Origin of the sequence: Spirosoma sp. (assembly GCF_026391055.1) — a bacterium.
Classification (GTDB): Bacteria; Bacteroidota; Bacteroidia; order Cytophagales; family Spirosomataceae; genus Spirosoma.
This window is the reverse complement of the sequence record NZ_JAPLET010000019.1, coordinates 336,675-357,618: the sequence shown is the minus strand read 5'-3', so window position 1 is coordinate 357,618 and position 20,944 is coordinate 336,675. Positions and strand designations below refer to the sequence as shown.

Here is a 20,944-nt window from a genome sequence, read left to right as displayed (position 1 = left end):
ATTGCCCGAAAGCCCGATAAACTGAGCGAAAGGGATAAATCCCATTAATGAATTACAGTCAGCTGCCCCCTGTAAGTAGTAGACACAGGCCCGGTCCCCGTCCAAATCTGGTAGGTATATGTACCTGTTTTTACGTTTTCCTGCCGGTATGTGCCATCCCAGGGCTGTGTATAGCCTTTCGAATAAAAGAGCAACTCCCCCCAGCGATTGTAAATGGATACTTCGGCCTGCGGAAAGGAGCTAATGTTGGGGATCAGCCAGCTGTCGTTCACACCATCGCCGTTGGGAGAAAAAGCAGACGGTATGTAAAGCGGTTCAATAACCTCGACAAGGGTGGCAAAGGTGGCCAGACATCCTCCTTCTCCAACTACCGTTAGCTGATAAGGTGTCGTTTCGACCGGACTGGCTTCCGGGCTGGCTACATCGGTTCGGCTCAGTGCCAAGGGTGGCTCCCAGCGGTATTGCCGGATGGGTTGATCACTCTGCGTCAGTAGCTGAACCGTAGCCCCTTTGGTAATGCCATACCTGGATCCGCCCGTAATTTTAGGCGCTGCCGTAACAACGGCCCACCGGCTGGCAGAAGCACGGCACCCGTCAGCCGATGTAATGGAGTAGGTCAGTTGATGTCTGCCCACCCCGGCAACAGCCGGATCGAAACGTCCCCCCTGAACCCCGACACCACCATAAACGCCCCCGGCGGGCTGTCCCTGTAACGGCACAACAGTGGCGTTGGTAACGCAGACCGGTGACAGTGAATCGAACTCAACCGTCGGACGATCGAACTGACCCAGCGTAATGGTATTTGATAAAGTAGTACAACCCATCGGCGACGTAACCGTAACCTGATAGGTACCTGCCTGACGTGCCTGTAGCAAACGGGAAGTGTCCGTTATGGAAGCCCCGTTTTGCTGCCAGGCATACCGGTATCCATCGGAACTTGTGGCGGTCAACTGAACAGAGGAATCGGGACATAGTTTCCCGGCCGATGCGCTTAACTGAGCGGTAGGCCGTGCATGTATCGTCACCTGTATGCTATCCAGACCATCACAATCTGCAGTCTCGGATTTCGAAACCACTTGATAAACCCCTGATTCGTAAACCCTTATTGTTGGCTTGTTACCTGTAACCGACCTCCCATCCCGACGCCACTGGTATTGCGAGCCGGGCTGTCCATCGGCCTGTATGGTCAGGGTGTCGCCCGTGCAATAAGGGGCCGGGGAGGTTATGGTTAATTTGACAGGTGACGTTTTCGTGAGTGTAACTTTTACCGCTTGCGACATGGTATCGTTGGCGCACACCTTAGCCTGACTTTTAACCACGGTATACACCCCCGATTCTGTCACCTTGAGGGTATCCATCGTTGCCCCCCGCAGATTGGCCCCATCTTTTTGCCATTGATAGGCCCAGACGGCATTCTTTTCAACAGTGAGTACCAGCGTATTTGTAGAGCACCAGTTCAAGTCCGTTGCGGGAGCTCCATTTGCCATAACAACTGCCGGAGGAAGCGTATTTTTGGAGCAATCAACGACGGGCAGCTGAAAATCACGTCGCACAACACCAATGAGCACGCCATTGCGATATTCTTCGCATTGTACGGTGAATAGATAAAGTCCTTCCCTGTCGGCCCGAACCGTTAGCTGGCCCGTAGCCGAATTGATGCGTAAGGGGGGATTTCCCGGTATAATATTGGTTAGGCCGTACCCTGATCCCCAGGGGATTGTCGGGTAACTGGCCCTTGGCGATTCATCAGAACTTACTGGCAACAGGCGGGTCGTATAACCATTCAGAGGAGTAACGAGTGCGTATTTCAGTTGATCGCCATCGGCATCGGTGGCCCCGGCATCAAATGTAAATGGTTTATTGATACAGATATAATCGCCATTGGGTACCCGAAAATCAGGCGCAGAGTTGGTAAAACTTATGCCATTTTTGGTCATGGGCGGAAACTCCAGATAAAATACCATAGCTACACCCGCCACTATACCGCTGTTCACATTAGTGAGGTTATCGTTTCGGCAACACCGCTCCCACACCATGTAGTAACCGTCCGGATCGGTATACTTTGTTACATCGAACTGATAAGTAAGATAATACTTGGCCTGCGTAAAACTTAGTTGACGCAACGCAGCACAGGCCGCATTATTAAACGTGAGAGGAACCGTTTCCTGAAGCTGGAGCGTAATTCGCTCGACAAGAATGGGATTTCGCTTTCGATAAACCAGCAATGTAACGGACTGATCCCGATTGCCAGAACTGGTTTTAGTTTCATCCCAGTACTGATTTAACTGAAGCTTGAAAAGGCCAGGCGTGGCGCCAATTGCCCGCATACTCACATCTCCGCCAATAATGTGTGTTGCCTGAACACAAAGAGACCCTAGCAAACAAACAGCCAGCACGACTCCCGTTGGTAACCAACGTGGACGGTCTTCTCTACCTACCTGCATAATGCCAGTAAACGTTTATAAGTATATTCAGTCTATATTTTATGTTACTGAATATACAACGCGTTACCGACACTTTGCATAAGGCTCTGTGCGTCTATTTATTGAACGGCCCCAAGCGAAATAATAGTCACGAAAGTGAAATAAGTAGTTAACGTTTTACCTGGATAAAATACCCTTTGCAATCAGGTACGGAATCAGTAGCCACAAGAGTCCTTTGATAAGGAAGAAAAGGAACCCACCCCAGCCAAGTCGTTTGAGCCAATATTTGAATCGCTCGTTCATAAGACAAAGATAGCTATTTTCTGCATGGCGGCTTTGCCGTCAAAACTTCGTGTAGGCAGGTATAGGTTCATTCAAGATCCAAATAAGTGCAGTCAAAAAACGCAACAGCGTTGCAAAAATTACAAACTATGCTTTGGAATAAATAAACTTTTACCATATTTGCAACAATGTTGCATATTAGGAATCACTGCATGTTCCTAATATCATGCTGCCCTACTCACCAAATTCAATACCCACAACCATTTAAAGACCCCATTTCTGGTCTGGAATAAACGATACAAACAACATGACAACAAACAAGCCTACATACGACGTAATTAGCATAGGCGGCAGCAATGCCGGACTAAGTGCCGCTCTGTTACTGGGCCGTTCCTTACGAAAGGTACTGGTCATTGACGCGGGGCAACCCTGCAATCGTCAAACACCCCATTCGCACGGTTTCCTGACACGCGATGGCGAAACCCCGGCCCAACTGGCAAGCATTGCCCGCGACCAGTTGGCCCACTACCCTAGCGTTCAGTTCCGGTCAGAGACAGTTGTAACGGCCGTACAAACGGAAGATGGATTCGATGTCACGACGGCATCGGGCGAGTCGTTCACTAGCCGCAAATTATTACTGGCAACAGGTCTGTTCGATATAATGCCCGACATACCGGGCTTTGCCGAATGCTGGGGCCGCTCTGTGCTTCACTGTCCATACTGCCACGGTTATGAAGTACACGGCCAGTCACTGGGAGTACTGGCAAACGGCGAGGTAGGGTACGAAATGGCCACCCTGATCCAGCATTGGTCGAGCAAGCTTACCCTGTTTACCAATGGTCCCTCAACGTTGACCTATACACAACAGGAAATGCTACAACAGCTCAGGATACCGATTATAGAATCCCCACTCGATGCTATTGAGCATCATGCGGGTATGCTAACCGGGCTACGGTTCAATGATGGTAGCCAGGTGCAGTTGAAAGCCCTCTTTTCCCGCGTTCAGTTTCGGCAGCATACCGACATTGCCAGCCAGTTAGGCTGTGCCATGACCGATAACGGGCTGATCGAAACCACAGAGTTTGGTAAAACAACTATGCCTGATGTATTTGCTGCGGGCGATGCAACAACTCTTTTCCGGCAGGTATCTATAGCCGTAGCCAATGGTTCTAAAGCCGGAGCATGGATCAATAAGGAACTTATAACGGAGGATTTGGATCAGATAAATCAAGTAGGATAACGTTAATACGCACTAGTATTCCTCAAGCTTACCCGGACCGGTTCAGCACTTTTTCAAGGCGGCATCCAGACAACAAGTACCGGCATAGTTACCAGACTTTAAGCTCTTTCTGGTACAAATCAAGTTATGATTAAACCTCCGCTCTAGGCCCAAATGCCTTTTCTGGTAGTAGTCTGAACAAATTATACCAAAAAATTACAGCAACTTTGCCCGTTCACTTGTTATCAAAAAAGAATCAACATAGGGCAAAACCGATCATGAATATTACAAAAGACAAAGTTGCAGCTATCCATTATACCCTGCGTGATAGCAATGGTACTGTACTGGATTCGAGCGAGGGTCGCGACCCACTGTACTACCTTCACGGAGCTAACAACCTGATTCCCGGCATGGAAGAAGGGCTGGAAGGCCGCGTAGCCGGCGATAAACTCAAACTGGATGTTGCTCCGGAAAAAGGATATGGCAAACGTGATCCTCAACTGGTAGAAGAAGTTCCGCTCCGGGCGTTTGGCGGGCAGCCCATTGAAGTGGGAATGCAGTTTGAAGCAAACGACGGACAGGTTATAACAGTTACCAATGTCGGCCCGGAAACCGTTACGGTTGATGCCAACCATCCATTGGCCGACCAGAGCCTTCATTTCGATGTTGAAGTCGTTGACGTTCGGGATGCAACGCAGGATGAACTGGCACACGGCCACGTACACGGTCCCGGCGGACATCATTAATCGGCCATGTAAGACGACCCCTGCGCAGCCTTCTATCCAAGTCAATAGATTTTAAGGTTGCGTAGGGGTCCGTCTGCTCTACAATTTCTCGCTATCTTTGCGCCACAAAATCATGGCACAGATAGGAACTGACAGGAAGAAGGCGAAAGAATTTCTGGAATCAGGAAATGTGGTAGGTATCCCTACCGAAACTGTATACGGATTAGCCGGTAACGCGCTCGACACCAACGCCATTTTACGAATTTTTCAGGTAAAGAATCGTCCTTCTTTCGATCCCCTCATTGTTCATACAGACTCAATCGACAAGGTTAGCCAGTTTGTCACCGATATACCCAATCCAGCCCGAAAACTGGCCGAAGCGTTCTGGCCCGGCCCGTTAACCCTGCTCCTTCCCAAACAAAGCCTTATCCCAGACCTCGTTACATCGGGCCTTTCCAGTGTTGCGGTCCGCATTCCCAACCATCCGCTCACCCTCGATCTGCTGCGCTCGCTCAATTTCCCGCTGGCGGCACCAAGTGCCAACCCTTTCGGGTATATCAGTCCCACCACAGCCCAGCATGTAGCCGATCAGCTTGGCGATCAGGTGCCATACATTCTTGATGGCGGACCGGCCGGAGTAGGGATAGAATCGACGATTGTCGGATTTGAGAATAATGTGCCTACCGTATTTCGACTGGGCGGCATGGCACTCGACCAGATTGAGGCCGTTATCGGATCGGTTTCGGTACGCACGCATTCAACGTCGAACCCGCAGGCACCGGGCATGTTGAGCAGCCATTATGCCCCCCGGAAACCGCTTGTGCTTTTATCGCCCGGAGAAAGTCCCCAACCGGCCGGACGAATCGGGGCCCTGGCCTTCCGGGAGCCGTTTGGCGGTATTCCGGCCAGCAATCAGCGTATTCTCTCGCCTACGGGTGACCTGAACGAAGCGGCCAAAAACCTCTTTGCCTACCTTCGGGAATTAGACACCCTGCCGATTGATCTGATCTACGCCGAACCCCTGCCGAATGCAGGATTAGGCTTTGCGATGAATGACCGACTGCGCCGGGCCAGCGTACCGGCCCCTACAACAAGCCCGTTTCAATAGCGTTAGCGGCCTTGGTTGCCAGCTCCATGATCATGGGCAAAAGATGGCCAAAACGCGCGTCCTGACTATGCCCCTGTTTCCAGCGGGCGTAGATCTGCTGGGCAATTACGGCGTTTTTATAAAGCCCGAACACGTAGTAAAACAGGATGTCGCTCAAATCACGACCGCTTTTCTCAGCGTAGCGACGCACAACCTCCTGTCGGGTCAGATTACCCGGAAGCCAGGTCAGGTTGAAATTTCTGTAGGCCGAGCTATCACTTGTTTCAGACCAATAGGCCAGCGTAGCGCCCAAATCCATGAGTGGGTCGCCAACGGTAGCCATCTCCCAATCCAACACCCCTTTTATTTCCGGCAAAGGTTCACCCGCTGTTTCATCGGCCGCGAAAAGGACGTTGTCGAATTTGTAATCGTTGTGCAAAAACGCGGGGGCCTGTTCGCCGGGATAGTTTTGCCGAAGCCAGTCAGCGGTAGTGTCCATCGCCGGAATTTTATCTGTTTCGGCGTTTTGGTACCGCTTTATCCATCCTTCTACCTGCCGCTGCACATATCCCTCAGGCTTTCCTAATTGATTAAGACCCGTTTTGCTTATGTCAAGATTATGGATGGTTACGAGGTTATCGACCAGGGCTTCGGATAGTTGCCGCATACGCTCAGGAGGGAGATTCAGCGTTGGTGCCATCGACGCCCGCAGAATCACACCCGTTATACGAGTCATAATATAAAACGGCGCCCCCAGCACATCATCGGTCTCACAATAGACCACCGGCCGGGGTATTTTGTCGTAATGACCCTGCAAAAGCGACAATACCCGAAACTCCCGCCCCATATCGTGCCCACCTTTGATAGTAGCCCCAAACGGCGGCCGACGCAGCACATAGGCCTGATCGGCCGTTTGAAGCAAATAAGTAAGGTTGGAGAAACCACCCGAAAACTGCTGAACGGCGGTTACGGTACCTACTTCCGGCACATTGGCCTGAAAGAAGTCGTTCAGCTTTGGCAAATCAAGTTCTTCACCCGAACGAACCGAACGGGGTAAATCAGGACTAATCATAAAAATATCATTCTGCATTCATCATTCGCTCAGCTTCCATCAGTTGACGAAACTGACGCAGTTCACGGGCTTTCTTTTTAACATCCAAGCCATAGGTTTTGAGGATACTGATAGCCAGATTTTGCTTATGCACTTCATCGGCCCCGTCCCAGATCCGGGCACCCCGCTCGTGCCGATACATCGCCGACAGTACGGTATCATCCGTAACGCCCAGAGCACCGTGTACCTGAATGGCTCGGTCGAGTACCCGCAGAAACGCGTTTGCCACGTAGAACTTGATGGCCGACACAGCATCCCGGACGTTACTCACCCCCACCGTATCGATCATGTGTGCCGTATTGAGTACGTACAAACGGCTGGCATCAATTTCGGCCCGGCTCTGGGCAATAAAATCCTGAATGAACTGCTTTTCGCCGAGCATTACGCCGTCTTCAATCTCGCGGGTAGCCGCCCGTTTACACAGGAGGTCCAGCGCTTTTTCGGCATTACCAATCCAGCGCATGCAATGATGGACCCGACCCGGCCCCAGTCGTTCCTGCGCTAGTCGAAACCCCATCCCTTCGCCCGCAATGACGTTCGCTACCGGCACCCGGCAGTTTGAGTAGGTTACTTCGGCGTGACTGAACCAGCCTTCGCCCGCTTCACCAAACACCGGAATGTTCCGCTCAATGTTGAACCCCGGTGTATCCGTCGGGACGATGATCATGCTGGCACGCTGGTGTGGAGCGGCATCGGGGTTTGTTACGGCCATCACTACCGCAAAGGCGGCTCCGTCGGCCGAAGAGGTAAACCATTTCCGCCCGTTAATAACGTACTCATCCCCTTCTCGCACAGCAAGTGTAGCCATACGCGTGGGGTTCGATCCCGCGAATTCCGGTTCAGTCATGGAGAAGCACGAACGGATTTCGCCCGCCATCAATGGCTTCAGATAGCGCTCTTTCAATTCGGCTGAGGCAAATTTGTGCAGCAGCTCCGTATTGCCAATATCGGGTGCCTGACAGCCAAAGACGTAATGACCGAAAAACGGCGCATGGGCGAGGGCTTCGCTGATCTGCCCAAATTCGCAGAGTGTCAGACCATGTCCGCCCTCGGCAGTCGACAAGTGCAGACCCCATAAACCAGCATCCTTCACCTGCTGCCGTTTCTGATCGAGAATGGGCAAAATAGCGCGTAGATTCTGATGCGAAAAGCCGTCTTCGAGTGTAATAAGCTCAGTTTCGACAAACTGGCGAACCTGAGCCAGTAACGGCCTGACTCGCTCGGTAGTGAATATCGTTTCCATCATGAATTAACCTTAAGATCGGCAAATTATGGCATTTCCTCATCTAAACTATAAGAAGGGCACTTCGCTTTTGTCTTTAACCAAGAATAAATAAATTTAAACAAATAATCATCTATGAAATTTTTGAGAAAGTTGCTCCGATCACTACATCTTATCCTGCTAACATTAGGATTAGATAATTCTCAGGCTCAGCCAATCTCATCAACTCTTTTTGATCATTTTGAAACGATCAGAGCCTCCGACAATTTGTTAATTGTTTCAAAAGGCAGCAAAATGGGTGTTGCTAACTCGTCAGGCCGATTACTCACTCAACTGGAGTATGACACGATTTATAACTTCAGCGAGGGTATGGCTATTGTTGGTAGGGGTAAACGAGAGATCAATCAGTTTGGCAAAATTCTCTCCGACTTTACATATGGTTATATCAATAAAACCGGTCGCCTGGTTATACCGGTCCAGTATACCTACGTTTCAGATTTCCACGATGGCCTGGGTTTAGTGGAATCGCATCAGACATCCACTTCATGGGGCAATGCATACACCTATTTTAACAAAGAAGGAAAAGTCGCTCTCAGGCCAAATCCCGTGTACAGTAGCAGCTCATTCCAAGGAAATTTAGCGTTCGTGGAGGTGCCAAAGCAAGGTTTCTGGCTTCCCCCTTACGATGATGGTCGTAATAATGGCAATCACACCCAACTTTATGACGTTGATGGCGAAACGATTTATGGAAACTACATAGATCAATCGGGGCGTCTACTCGTCCCTTTCATCTACGATACCATTGCCCCTTTCTTTCCTGGATACCTCCGCCCTGTTAGAAAGAACGGAAAATGGGGATTCCTTGACGCATCAGCGCGCCTGAAGGTGCCGCTGATTTATGATGATATAGATGCAGACAGTGCTTATTTCTGGAAAAGTTACCGCCGTGTAAGGCAGGGGAATCAATTTGGTTTCATAGAAACAAAAACCGGAAACGTGGTTGTTCCATTTGAGTTTGATGATACGTATCCTTCACAAACATCATTCGTCTGGGTGAAGAAATCCGGCGTTTGGGGTTGCCTGAATGCCCAACGTAAGCTCGCAATTGTGTTTCAATTTCAGGATGCTCGCCCTTTTGATCAGTTGGATCGTGCTATTGTTAAACGAAATAATCGTTGGGGACTCATTGACACAACCGGTAAACTACTTTCCGCCTTTTATTATGAAACCATCCTTGGTTTTCAGGATGGCAGAGCCGTTGTCAGGCGGGCGGGGAAATTTGGTTTCATGGATACGTCAGGTCACGAAATCATTCCTGCCAACTACGATGAAGTGAGTCAGTTTTCGAATGGGCATGCCTTTGCCAAACGATGGGGTTTATTTTTAACGCTTGATTCAGCAGGAAACTGGGTGAGCATAAAACTACAGCCAACAACGCTAAAATGGCTTATTGTTAGCATACTAAGCTTATTGGCAGTTATCTGGCTCTGGCGAAAACGACAGCATTCTCTCCGTCGCCAGACAGCCGTCTAAATTAAATCCAGCGCCTTACTCCTGCCCTGCAACCCACCCGTGTGAACCGCTACGACGGTGGCTCCTTCGGGGAAATAGCCTTGCCGGGCAAGGTCGTAAATCCCGTAAAGCATCTTCCCGGTATAAACCTGTTCCAGCAGGATGTCGTTTCTCTTTTCGAAATTGCTGATAAAATTCAGCAGTTCTGGCGTCGTTCTGGCGTATCCGCCAAAGTGATAATCAGGTACCCGATAGCCTCTGGCTTTCGGCGTTGTTTCCACCGGAAGCCAGAGGCTGTCGGGTACTTTTAACGCCATAAATCCTAACACTTCCGTCTGTTCAGTAGCAGATTTCACCAGTCCGGCTACTGTGCCGCCCGTACCCACGGGGCAGCACGCAAAATCGGGTATGCAGCCGAGTTGGGCAATTATTTCGGGGATGATTTCCGCTGTTCCCTGAATGGCCAGGTCGTTGGTTCCGCCTTCGGGTACTACATAGCAGGGGCCGAATTGGGCCGTTAACGCATCCAGAAAATCGGCATTTTCTTTGCGTCGATAGTCTTCCCGACTGATGAAATGAAGCTGCATGCCAGCGGCCCGACAGAAAGCTAATGTGCTGTTGAGCGGCTTTCCTGCGAGTTCGTCGCCCCGCACGATACCAATGGTTCGAAAACCGAATACTTGTCCGGCGGCTGCCGTCGCGTAGAGGTGGTTGGAATACGCGCCCCCAAACGTCAGTAACGTACCCAGTTTCCGGGCGCGAGCGGCCAGTAGGTTATACTTTAATTTACGCCACTTATTACCCGATACGTAAGGGTGCAACAGATCATCCCGCTTAAGAAATAAACGGATGGGCACTGGTTCCGGAAACGGAGCTTCAATTAATTTAAGCGGTGAGTTGCCGACCAAATTGGCGAGTTGACGGGCAAGTTCGTCCATATTACGTATTTTTGACGATTCATTACAAACCTATAGCCTTTTTGAAAGTGAATAGGTTTTTTAGTTATAAAAACGGTGGCGGAAACGGAAGACGAATTACCAGAAGACGACGAATTATACGAGCATCACCGTATTGTGGTGGACAAAGGCCAGAGCCTGCTGCGCATCGACCGCTTCCTGATGGACCGGCTGCAGAATGCCACGCGCACGAAAATTCAGGCCGGTATCGATGCCGAATCGGTTCGGGTAAACGACAAACCGACGAAAGCCAGCTATAAAATCAAACCCTCGGACATTATTACCGTATCGCTGCCGCACCCGCCCCGCGAAACGGATCTGAAGCCCGAAAACATCCCCATCAATATTGTATTTGAGGACGATGACCTGCTGGTAATTAACAAGCCGGCTGGTATGGTTGTCCACCCGGCGCATGGCAACTGGGATGGCACGCTGGTGAACGCCCTGGTCTACCATTTTCAAAACCTGCCTACGTCCCGACATGGTGAAGTTAGACCCGGTCTGGTTCACCGAATCGACAAAGACACGTCGGGTCTGATGGTGATTGCCAAGACCGAGTTTGCCATGACTTATCTGGCGCGTCAATTTTTTGAACATACTATTGAGCGCACGTATAACGCCCTGACCTGGGGCGTACCGAATCCACAAATCGGCACCATTACCGGATTCATCGGCCGGTCGATAAAAGACCGTAAAGTACAGGCCATTTACGACGATGAATCGAAAGGAAAGTGGGCCGTTACGCACTACACTACATTGGAAGACCTGGGCTACGTGGCCCTGGTTGAGTGCAAGCTGGAAACAGGCCGTACGCACCAGATTCGGGCGCATTTCAAGCACATCGGCAACCCGTTGTTCAATGATGCCATGTATGGGGGTGATCGGATTTTACGCGGAACACCCGTTGGCAGTTACAAGGCCTTCGTCGAAAATGCGTTTAAATTATTGCCTCGTCAGGCCCTTCATGCCCGATCATTAGGCTTTAAACATCCGCGCACGAAGGAATGGCTTCAATTCGAATCTGACCTCCCCGACGATTTTCAGGCGGCCCTCAACAAATGGAAAAGTAGACTGGAAAGCCGGGCTCTTGATACCAATGACTGATTTTAGTCTTTTCAATAAGTTGCTCAACATCCCTCCCTATTATTTACTTAATCTCCCAACCCACTCCCACCCATGATTTCTATTCGTCCCGGCACGCGTGCCGACATCCCACAAGCGTTTGACTTAGTTATGGAGTTAGCCGTTTATGAACTGGCTGGCGATCAGGTCTCAAACACCGTTGAACAAATGGCTGAAGACGGTTTCGGCCCGAATCCACTATTCGGGATGATCATGGCCGAAGATTCTGACAGCCAGAAAATTGTTGGTATGGCCCTATATTTTTACCGCTATTCCACCTGGAAAGGCAAGCGGCTATATCTGGAAGACATTGTCGTGACCGAAGCGTTCCGCGGATACGGCATCGGCAAACTGTTGCTCGATGCAACTATCGAAATGGCCCGCGAAACGAAGTGTACGGGTATGATGTGGCAGGTACTTGACTGGAACGAGCCCGCTATTGGCTTCTACAAACAGTTTGGCACCCGCTTCGACGATGGCTGGACAAACTGCCATTTGGACTTTTAATCAGTATTAGGAGCGAGAAGCCAGGAGTGAGGAGTTAATTACGCGTCTGGTTATTGCATGCGTCAGTAACTCCTCACTCCTGGCTTCTAACTCCTAATACTAACTCATCACTCCTAATACTACTTTAAAACCCTATCTTTGCACTTCCGAGCATAGACACAAAGCATGACGTATCGTCAACGTAAAGCCCTCCGGATTGCAGGATGGGTGTTTTTAAGTATATTTTTGCTGACCCTGGTCGGCGCTGGCATTGCGTACTCCAAACGCGAAGCCTTGTTAAAAACGGCCCTCGAACGAGGGATTCGAAAGGCAAAGCGTGATTATAACCTCGACGTTAAGATTGGTTCTGCGAAATTCACCGGATTAAGCTCACTGGCGTTTACTGATATTTCTGTCGTTCCTGAAGAGCGCGACAGTCTGGCCCGTATCCAGCGCGTTGAACTGGCCGTTCGCTTCTGGCCACTGCTGGCTGGCAAAATCGGCTTATCGGGCATGACCCTCGAGAATGGCCTCATCCAGGTCATCAAGCGTGATTCGCTCACTAATATAGATTTCCTGCTGCATAAAAAACGGGATTCGACGGCAACTGACTCGGCACCAGCGGAAACGAGACGCCGGACTAATCTGGCGGATGTATCGGAGAATTTAATTGATAACATACTCTCTAAAATACCCGATGACCTTCATGTCAATAACCTGGAATTTCGGGGTGTTGACGTCGGTAACGATACACTTAGCCTATTAACACAAACGGCGGTCATTGAGAACGAAGCCGTTTCATCGACTATTAAATTGAACGGGAATCAGGCGACTTGGCATTTGGCGGGTACGGCTGACCCCAGCGACCGCGAATATAACCTGGCTTTATATGCCGAAGGGCAAAATGGCCGCTCAGTACCCATTGAGCTGCCTTACATTCAAAAAAAGTATAACCTTAAGGTTCAGGCGGATACGTTACGGGCTGAACTTCGCGATGTAGACCGTTCGCGGGGAGAGTTTCGGCTTGAAGGAGCCGGATCGGTTCGAAACTTGCGCATTAATCACCCATCCATTGCTCGGACGGATGTACTCATTAGCCGGGCCGCTATGGATGCCAACCTGTTTGTGGGTGAGAATTACGTGGGAATCGATAGTTCATCAACGCTGCATCTGGGTGAAGTCAGTGCGCATCCGTTCCTGAAATATACCTTGCCGGATGTTGCATCTGCCGAGAGTCTGGCACCGGGTAAGATTTTTGACGTACAGCTGAACACAGGTCCGATGGATGCCCAGGCCCTCTTCAATTCGTTTCCGCAGGGATTATTCGAATCGCTGGAGGGTATGCAGGTGGACGGCAAGCTTAACTATAACCTGGCCTTTCACTTCGATACGGCCTTGCCCGATTCGGTTAAGTTTAACTCCAGCCTTACGCAGGATAATTTCCGAATCCTTAAGATGGGGCAGACCGATTTCAGCGCGATCAACCGCCCCTTCGTCTACACGCCCTACGAGAAAGGCAAACCCGTTCGGGATATTATCGTAGGCCCTACCAATCCGGACTACACCCCGCTGAACCAAATTTCGCCCGACTTACGGAACGCGCTGTTGACGTCGGAAGATTACAACTTCTTCACCCATAATGGGTTCAACGAGAAGGCATTTCGGGTTTCCATTGCGACCAATTTCAAAGAAAAATCGTTTAAGAGAGGGGCTAGCACCATCTCTATGCAGTTGGTAAAGAATGCTTTCCTCAACCGCAATAAAACCATTTCCCGTAAGATTGAAGAGATTCTGATTGTCTGGCTCATCGAAAACGAACACATCGTTTCGAAAGAACGGATGTATGAGGTCTACCTGAACATCATTGAGTGGGGTAAAAATATCTACGGTATCAGCGAAGCCTCCCGCTATTACTTCGCCAAAAGCCCTTCTGAGCTTAATTTAGGCGAAAGTATATTCCTGGCTTTCGTGGTTCCGCGTCCTAAAGCAGCACTGAACTGGTTTGTGCCCGATGGTACGTTGCAGGTTCGTAATGTACGGGGTTACTTCAGGCTTATCGGTCGAATTATGGCCCGGCGGGGTCTTACTGCACCCGACTCCGGCGCGTATGGTTTCTACAATGTTCGATTGCGCGAAGGGCTGCGTCGGCAGGTGGCTCCCGTTGACTCCTTATTCCAGGGCGACAGCTTAATGACCGACCCGGCTGATGCGGACATTAATGAGGAAGATGGCGGAGCCGGAGGCATCGGCAATTTCTTCCGTCGACTGTTTAAAGGAAAGAAAGGCGACGATACACGCAGTAGCGACGAACAGCCGACGGTTCAACCTGACCGGACGGAAATACCTTCGAATGAAACAGCCCCGGCAGATACGGTAAAAACCCGTAAACAACTGCGGCAGGAACGACGCGAACGAAAACGCCGGGAAAAAGAAGCCCAGCAGGCACTGGAAAACAACAATCCGTAAAATTCAACGAATGAAAGTCCTTTTTAGATTACTCGTGTTTGTACTCGTCGTTGGCGGTGTTGCCCTCTTCGTGGTATCGAAATACAACAATACTTCGCTTAAGCCCGAAACGATCGATTTAACCGTCGACTGTTCTGATCTGGACAATATACTGGTAACAAAAGCGGTGAATGTGACCGTTAAAAATCTTTCTTCACGATCGCATAAGGATGTGTCAGTGAAAATTGTCGCTTTTGATGCTGCGGGCAAGGAAATACAGGAGAAATTCACCACATTCTCAAGAACCCTTCCGGCCCACAGCATCTATGACAAGCCAGTTACCCTGTCTACCGCCACAAAACGCTGCGATTGCACCATTGTAGACTCCCATCCGGAGTAACAGGTTGGCCAAAGCTATCGCCCCGTAAGTGTTAGTGCTTTGTGCAGATTTGTAGGATTATCCAACTGATCGAGCAGGAAAGCGGCCACATCGGCACGGCTGATTCGGGGCATCGCAAATGACGAAAACGGCAAGTGCTCACCAAGTCGATATTGCTTTGTAACCGGCCCGTTAGTCAAACTTGTCGGTCGGACGATAAGCCAGTCCAGTTTACTTTCCTGTACCACTTTTTCCTGTTTTTCCTTTTCGGCAATTGGTCCACGGAGAAACGTTTTGATGAATAGTTTGCTCGGCAGTGAGGCTTCTTCATAACTTGTTCCAACGCCTAATGAAGAGACAACGAAAAGACGCTTTACGCCCGCCTGATACATGGCCGCTATCAAATTTTGGGTTCCTTCAAACACGGCCAGGTCTTGCTGGCCAGGTCGTCCGCCTAAAGAGCAAATAACAGCATCCTGCCGACGAACCGCTGGTAGTATGGTTTCCGGTTTGAGTATATCGCCGACAACTACGGTCAGGTTAGGATGCTGCACAGGCAGCCGGGCTGGATCACGCACGAAAGCTGTTACAAAATGACCCTGTTCGAGCGCCTGCTCCACCACCTGACGCCCGGTTCCTCCGGTGGCACCAACAACTAATAATTGCATAAAAAAACTGGATTTGAGTAAGTAAATAACTCAAATCCAGCAAATCAGTTTTTTACTAATTTCGAACTTACGGCTCCAGCAAATCGGGCCGCCGTATCCTCGTCCGTTCCAGGGCCTGTTCGTGCCGCCACTCATCTATTTTAGCTTCGTGACCCGACAGTAAAATGTCTGGTACGCGGTACCCTTCGAACTCCGCCGGACGTGTGTAAACGGGCGGAGCAAGCAGATTATCCTGAAAAGAGTCTGTCAGGGCGGAGGTTTCGTCGTTAAGAACGCCGGGCAATAAGCGAATAATAGCGTCGGATAATACACAGGCGGCTAACTCCCCTCCCGACAGTACGTAATCGCCGATACTAATTTCTTTGGTAATGAACAGTTCCCGAACCCGCTCATCGACGCCTTTATAATGGCCACACAAAATAATCAGGTTCTGGCGTAAGGAAAGCGTATTGGTTGTCTGCTGATTCAGCCGTTCGCCATCGGGCGTCATGTAGATAACCTCATCGTAGACCCGGTCGGCCTGTAAGGTGCGGATGCATCGGGCAATGGGCTCAATTTGCATGACCATACCAGCCCCGCCACCAAACGCATAATCGTCTACACGCCGATGCTTATCGGCGGTATAGTCGCGTAAATCGTGAACGACTACCTCTACATAGCCGCCCTGCTGCGCCCGTTGCAAAATGGAATGGGCAAAAAAACTGTCCAGCAGCCGGGGTAAACAGGTAATTATATCAATCCTCATCCGTATCGTCGTGGTCGCCGTTGACCTGTTCACCTTCGCCAGGCTTGGCATTATCTTCCATATAAATTTCCAGCAAACCATTGGGCAGGGCCACGTTCAACTTTTGGTTGGTGCGGTCTACTGTCAGAACGATGTCGCTATTGATAGGAATCAGGACTTCTTTTCCATGATAATCCATCATGATTAAATCTTGTGCGTTCATGGCATAAACACCCTGCACAATCCCCAACTCGCCAGCTTCGGCATCAACTACCTGATACCCGACAATTTCGTGGAAATAAAAACGGGTTTCGTCCGTAATTGGCTCCAGTTCATCAAGCGGCAAAAAAGCGCCACAGTTAATTAGTCGTTCGGCCTGCTCAATAGTATCGACATCTTCGAAGGCAATGATGGCCCGACTTCCTTTTACGATGGCGATAGACTCGATAAAATAAGGAATCAGTTCCCCTTTAACCTCCAGCAGCACCGACTCCAGATCGGCATATTCGGCTGCGTTGTCAACGTCTAAAAAAAGCACTAATTCACCACTAACGCCGTGCGTTTTTGTGATATGTCCGAGCTGATAGCAATCGTCTTTAGTCATAATAGAATGCGGCTGGTAAGCCGCTTGGAATACGGCTTTCACCGGGATGCCGGTTGGCCGTTTTACGTATAGAAAGAGCCTGTCCAACAACGAACAGGCTCTTTCATAACAGTTTCCGTCGAAAAATTATTCAGCAGCCGGAGCCTCCGTTGTCGGATTTTCTTCGGCAACAGGCGCTTCCGCTACGGGTGCTTCTTCAGCAGCCGGAGCTTCTACTACAGGTTCTTCAACTTTGTTTTTCTTAGCGATAGCTTCAGCACGTGCTTCGTTCACCTTTTTCTCCGCTTCCAGACGAGCAGCACGATCCTGCTCTTTGGTTTGCGTTTTGGTGTCGGCAGCACCGGCTTTCCGGTTTTCTTTCTCACCTTTCCAGTTGGCGAATTTTTCATCAGCCTGGTCTTGTGAAATAGCGCCTTTGTTTACACCTACCTGCAGGTGCTTGCGGTACATGATGCCTTCGTGCGACAATACCGAACGAGCGGTATCGGTCGGCTGAGCACCAACCATAAGCCAATAAACGGCCCGTTCCGACTTTAATACGACCGTCGATGGGTCGGTGTTGGGGTTGTATGAACCGATTTTCTCGATAAACCGGCCATCGCGAGGAGAGGTTGACTCTGCTACTACGATGTCATACATCGCCATTTTCTTGCGTCCACGACGCGCTAAACGAATTTTAACAGCCATTTGTGCTTGTTTGTTTTTGACGGGAGACGCATCCCCCTTGTAAAACGTGGCCGCAAAGGTACAAAAAAGAATTGAGGTTTGTTGATAAACGTTTGACGATATTCTATATCAATACAAACCTTTATCAACAAACCTCAACCGATTGTAAAAAACCTCATCAATACAAGCCTATAAGCCGGGTTCTGTCCTCCAGACGAGCCTGACGGCCCGCCCGAATGGCTTATCATTTATCTGGGATGGTCGTCACCGGCCACCTCGTTCGACCTACCCGCGTCGGTATCCGGATTACTCCGAAACGGAGACGGGCCGCCCCACGTCCGACGCATATTTGGTCTTTCAGCCCCTAAGGTTTATCCTGCCCCACTGGTCGCCCAGCGAGCGGTAGGCTCTTACCCCACCTTTTCACCCTTACCCGGTTTCGTGAAGAGTGTAGAGAATGAAGAAGGTGAAATGGGTATTCACTCACTCAACCTACTACACCCGCTTCACTCTTCACGAAACCGGGCGGTATATTTTCTGTGACACTGGCTGTCGAACGGCCGTTCCCAACCGTCCGCCTTCCCGTTAGGAAGTAGGGTGCCCTGCGCTGCCCGGACTTTCCTCGCCCGATTGCTTAGACGCGATAAGCCAACTTGTATTGATTAGGAAGGTCAAAGATAAGGATAAGTGGCGGTTTTAGGAAGTGGTGGAGTGAGCGCGGGTAGGTGTAGGAGTCAGAACTGACTTCACCTGCTCCACTCACTCTACTACTTCATCTAATCCACTATAACCCCTCAACCTTTACCTCCACCCGGCCACGGACGTTCACAACGGCCAGCATGGCGGTGGGAGTCAGATAAACCTGATCGGGTTTTATTTCGTCGAGCCGACCATTGATGACCACCCCTTTGATGACCTGATTATTTTTCAACTGCTCCTGAATCTGTTTCTGCATATCTGTTAGCTGGCTCCCAACCGGAATGGTCATCTGCTTTTCAAGGGTACGGGCAAACGTACCCTTCAGTAGCCAGCTGGCTGACTGCTGCAAAATATTTCGGGTATCCAGATCGTACTTTAGGTCTTTCAGCGAGATAGTCTGGTCACGGGGGTCGTAGTAAGGCCGTCCACTCAGGTAAATATCTCCGTTGATGGTCCCTTTCAGCCCCGCTTTGATGATGAGGTTATCGTTTTGGCCGTACATATCCATGCTCGTGACGGTAATCGAATAGCGATTCTCGCTGAACGAAAATGACTTCCCGACAAACTCATCGGCGGCTAGTTTAGCCGCTTCCTGATATGTGGCCTCACTCAGCAAACCGATCTGAAAATCATCTTTCACCTGCGCCACCACCGTCAAATCGGGTAACGACACGGCTGGTTTGACTGCGGGTTTTGCTCCGGTGGTGGTCAGGGCATATCCCTCAATACCGATTGTTGAGCGAATGACCTGGCCTTCGAAGCGAAGGGGCGTAATGAGCACCCGCTTGGGCACCACCTGCAAATACGTCCGGTATTTGTCGGAAAGCAGATACGGCTCGCGAAGAAGATTCCAGGCTTTGAGAACGGGCGTCCGAAGATCTATATTCCGCCGAACTTGCTGATCGAGCGTTTTGGTGATACTGCCCAGGTTTTTATCGATCATCCGCCCCACGAAATTGGTAATGGGAATGTTCAGACCCACAAAACCGATCGTTGGCCGCTTCACCCACCCATACCCATCCGCTTCGGTATGGGTGCTGACAGACCAGTCTCGGTCGAGGTCGAATTTTGTTTTAAACCGAAGGTCGATCTCAAATTCCGTCTCTTTGTACTGCGTGAACCCCAGCACCGATACGCCCGCTTTGACCCAGATACGCAGGGGCACCGTAAAATGAAAAAGACTGTCCTGTGCATTGACCAGGATGGTGCCTCGCTTCCAGACTTTCGTCAAGAATTGATCGTTACCGTTGTCCGTCAGGCTGTTGTCTTCGTAAATCAACCCGCTGACCTGCGAATTGATCTGGTGTTCAATATCACTCAGCGCAATAGAAACCGGTACGTGAGCTGTCGACAAAAACCGTTCGTTCTGGACTTCCATTTTGGTAGTGTTATAGACTTCTTTAGGCGCTTTAGGATTCAGACGGTTACTCGACGGACGGCAGGAAACGACAAAAAGACTCAGCCAGAACGATAAACAAAGAATATGAAATACATTCGTATGTATAAGTTGAGTTACTGCCTCTGCATACCTCTTTTTCTCTTTATGCATTTCTGTGTAACAATCACTTAATCGTAACCTTTGTGGCACCATAGCCAAATTTCTGTTTCTGGGCATCTTCAAAAAATCGAACGTTAGGGTGTTTCCCCAAGCGTTTATGCAGCTCTGTTCGCAACGAACCACTTCCAAGACCGTGAATAAAGGTAATCTCGTTCATACCACTGGCAATGGCATTTTCGAGCGTTTTTTCGAAAGTGTCGAGCTGAAGTTTGAGCAAGTCGGCCGGGTTCCGGTTGCCGGTTCCGTTGGGTAATAGCTTCTCAACGTGCAGATCGACCACTGCAGATGGGCGTTCGAACGATATATCTTCCAGCTCCGATTTAGGCTTTAGCATTTCGGCCTTCAGTTCGTCGGGGCTGATACGTTTGGGCTGCGGAGCTCGGTTACTATTCGGCGCGGAGGCTTGCGGCTGATCACTTTCGGCATCCAGTTGGGTCAGGAAGCCGGGCAGATTCAGCACTGGCAAGGTTGTTTTTGACTTAAAAAACGTTGTGGTACGGGCTTTAAAACGTTTTACCAGCGGTGCCCGCAGCGACGACTTCCCAGCCCGGAACCAAAGGCCCTGCACCACAAACGTCGGCCAGTCTTCAAACGAAGCATGGACGTAGTGATCGTTCATCTTCTGCTGCGACTTCGGCTTCAGCAACCCGCTGTGGAGCCCTCTGAACTGCACACCGCCCGTCGCCCCTGCCGACTCCTCGCCCAGGACATACGCAAACTCCCAATCGGTATTATTGATGAGATGGAGTGTATATTCCCGATCATTTACGGCCATAAACGCCAGATAAATGCCTTGGTTCGACAGAATAGCCGGTGCCGAAGGCGTTACCGTTCTTTGGGGCGCATAGCTCGTGGTTTTAAGCAACCGTTCGGATTCCAGTGGCGAAACGGGCACCAGTTCCGAACGCATCACCGGAATCCGGAAGCCATCTTCAATTTCAATTTCGATCATTCCGTCGGGCAAAAAGCGCGACACTACACCCTGTTCTTTTGCCCGGAGCAACCGGACTTTATCGCCTATATTCATGATGGTCGTTGGTCAAATGTCGTTCGTTG

General features: G+C 50.1%; 19 protein-coding genes and 1 other RNA gene. 8 read left to right on the top strand and 12 right to left on the bottom strand.

What is annotated here, in order from left to right; all coding sequences use genetic code 11:
- Positions 1–44 precede the first annotated feature (44 nt).
- Both NT073_RS12215 and NT073_RS12210 read right to left on the bottom strand, forming a co-directional pair.
- Positions 45–2,444, bottom strand: coding sequence for a gliding motility-associated C-terminal domain-containing protein (locus tag NT073_RS12215; RefSeq protein WP_297373442.1), 2,400 nt, complete (start codon positions 2,442–2,444; stop codon positions 45–47).
- A gap of 156 nt (positions 2,445–2,600) precedes the next feature.
- Positions 2,601–2,726 (bottom strand): hypothetical protein, encoded by a 126-nt coding sequence (locus tag NT073_RS12210; RefSeq protein WP_012925998.1) that lies wholly within the window; start codon positions 2,724–2,726, stop codon positions 2,601–2,603.
- Positions 2,727–3,012: 286 nt separating this feature from the next.
- Between NT073_RS12210 and NT073_RS12205 the strand changes: the two genes are divergently transcribed.
- From NT073_RS12205 to NT073_RS12195, 3 genes are all read left to right on the top strand, one after another.
- Positions 3,013–3,945: an NAD(P)/FAD-dependent oxidoreductase gene (locus tag NT073_RS12205; protein ID WP_297373440.1), complete on the top strand. Its 933-nt coding sequence runs from the start codon at positions 3,013–3,015 to the stop codon at positions 3,943–3,945.
- A 257-nt stretch (positions 3,946–4,202) separates the two neighbouring features.
- Complete coding sequence (locus NT073_RS12200) at positions 4,203–4,670, top strand: peptidylprolyl isomerase (protein WP_012925996.1); 468 nt, start codon at positions 4,203–4,205, stop codon at positions 4,668–4,670.
- A 112-nt stretch (positions 4,671–4,782) separates the two neighbouring features.
- Positions 4,783–5,757 (top strand): L-threonylcarbamoyladenylate synthase, encoded by a 975-nt coding sequence (locus NT073_RS12195; protein ID WP_297373437.1) that lies wholly within the window; start codon positions 4,783–4,785, stop codon positions 5,755–5,757.
- On the opposite strand, the gene NT073_RS12190 is transcribed toward NT073_RS12195, so the two are convergent.
- A complete protein-coding gene (locus tag NT073_RS12190) occupies positions 5,735–6,826 on the bottom strand; it encodes a phosphotransferase family protein (protein ID WP_297373435.1) in 1,092 nt (363 codons plus the stop codon). The two genes, NT073_RS12195 and NT073_RS12190, sit on opposite strands and share 23 nt — an antisense overlap.
- A complete protein-coding gene (locus tag NT073_RS12185) occupies positions 6,816–8,090 on the bottom strand; it encodes an acyl-CoA dehydrogenase family protein (protein WP_297373813.1) in 1,275 nt (424 codons plus the stop codon). The genes NT073_RS12190 and NT073_RS12185 overlap by 11 nt, the downstream gene beginning before the upstream one ends.
- Before the next feature lie 114 nt (positions 8,091–8,204).
- On the opposite strand from NT073_RS12185, the gene NT073_RS12180 reads away from it, so the two are divergent.
- Positions 8,205–9,602, top strand: a complete 1,398-nt coding sequence (locus NT073_RS12180; protein ID WP_297373432.1) for a WG repeat-containing protein — start codon at positions 8,205–8,207, stop codon at positions 9,600–9,602.
- On the opposite strand, the gene NT073_RS12175 is transcribed toward NT073_RS12180, so the two are convergent.
- Positions 9,599–10,519, bottom strand: coding sequence for a pyridoxal-phosphate dependent enzyme (locus NT073_RS12175; protein WP_297373429.1), 921 nt, complete (start codon positions 10,517–10,519; stop codon positions 9,599–9,601). The two genes, NT073_RS12180 and NT073_RS12175, sit on opposite strands and share 4 nt — an antisense overlap.
- Positions 10,520–10,594: 75 nt before the next feature.
- Here NT073_RS12175 and NT073_RS12170 point away from each other — a divergent pair, with 75 nt between their 5' ends.
- From NT073_RS12170 to NT073_RS12155, 4 genes are all read left to right on the top strand, one after another.
- The gene (locus NT073_RS12170; protein ID WP_297373427.1) at positions 10,595–11,641 is read left to right on the top strand and encodes an RluA family pseudouridine synthase; all 1,047 of its coding nucleotides are present in this window, start codon (positions 10,595–10,597) and stop codon (positions 11,639–11,641) included.
- 72 nt (positions 11,642–11,713) lie between these two features.
- Positions 11,714–12,166 (top strand): GNAT family N-acetyltransferase, encoded by a 453-nt coding sequence (locus NT073_RS12165; protein ID WP_297373425.1) that lies wholly within the window; start codon positions 11,714–11,716, stop codon positions 12,164–12,166.
- A gap of 165 nt (positions 12,167–12,331) precedes the next feature.
- The gene (locus NT073_RS12160; RefSeq protein WP_297373423.1) at positions 12,332–14,611 is read left to right on the top strand and encodes a transglycosylase domain-containing protein; all 2,280 of its coding nucleotides are present in this window, start codon (positions 12,332–12,334) and stop codon (positions 14,609–14,611) included.
- 10 nt (positions 14,612–14,621) lie between these two features.
- Positions 14,622–14,990 carry a hypothetical protein gene (locus NT073_RS12155; RefSeq protein ID WP_297373421.1) on the top strand — a complete coding sequence of 123 codons (369 nt, stop codon included), beginning with the start codon at positions 14,622–14,624 and terminating at the stop codon, positions 14,988–14,990.
- 14 nt (positions 14,991–15,004) lie between these two features.
- On the opposite strand, the gene NT073_RS12150 is transcribed toward NT073_RS12155, so the two are convergent.
- From NT073_RS12150 to NT073_RS12120, 7 genes are all read right to left on the bottom strand, one after another.
- Positions 15,005–15,637, bottom strand: a complete 633-nt coding sequence (locus NT073_RS12150; protein WP_297373419.1) for an NAD(P)-binding oxidoreductase — start codon at positions 15,635–15,637, stop codon at positions 15,005–15,007.
- Positions 15,638–15,704: 67 nt separating this feature from the next.
- Positions 15,705–16,382, bottom strand: a complete 678-nt coding sequence (gene trmD / locus NT073_RS12145; RefSeq protein ID WP_297373416.1) for a tRNA (guanosine(37)-N1)-methyltransferase TrmD — start codon at positions 16,380–16,382, stop codon at positions 15,705–15,707.
- Positions 16,372–16,965 (bottom strand): ribosome maturation factor RimM, encoded by a 594-nt coding sequence (rimM, locus tag NT073_RS12140; protein WP_297373810.1) that lies wholly within the window; start codon positions 16,963–16,965, stop codon positions 16,372–16,374. Before rimM ends, trmD begins: the two co-directional genes overlap by 11 nt.
- Before the next feature lie 126 nt (positions 16,966–17,091).
- Positions 17,092–17,652 carry a 30S ribosomal protein S16 gene (locus tag NT073_RS12135; RefSeq protein ID WP_297373414.1) on the bottom strand — a complete coding sequence of 187 codons (561 nt, stop codon included), beginning with the start codon at positions 17,650–17,652 and terminating at the stop codon, positions 17,092–17,094.
- Positions 17,653–17,807: 155 nt separating this feature from the next.
- An RNA gene (gene rnpB, locus NT073_RS12130) (RNase P RNA component class A) lies at positions 17,808–18,291 on the bottom strand.
- Positions 18,292–18,415: 124 nt separating this feature from the next.
- Positions 18,416–19,708: a DUF4403 family protein gene (locus NT073_RS12125; RefSeq protein ID WP_297373412.1), complete on the bottom strand. Its 1,293-nt coding sequence runs from the start codon at positions 19,706–19,708 to the stop codon at positions 18,416–18,418.
- 184 nt (positions 19,709–19,892) lie between these two features.
- The gene (locus NT073_RS12120) at positions 19,893–20,915 is read right to left on the bottom strand and encodes a Smr/MutS family protein (RefSeq protein ID WP_297373410.1); all 1,023 of its coding nucleotides are present in this window, start codon (positions 20,913–20,915) and stop codon (positions 19,893–19,895) included.
- Between the last annotated feature and the right edge of the window lie 29 nt (positions 20,916–20,944).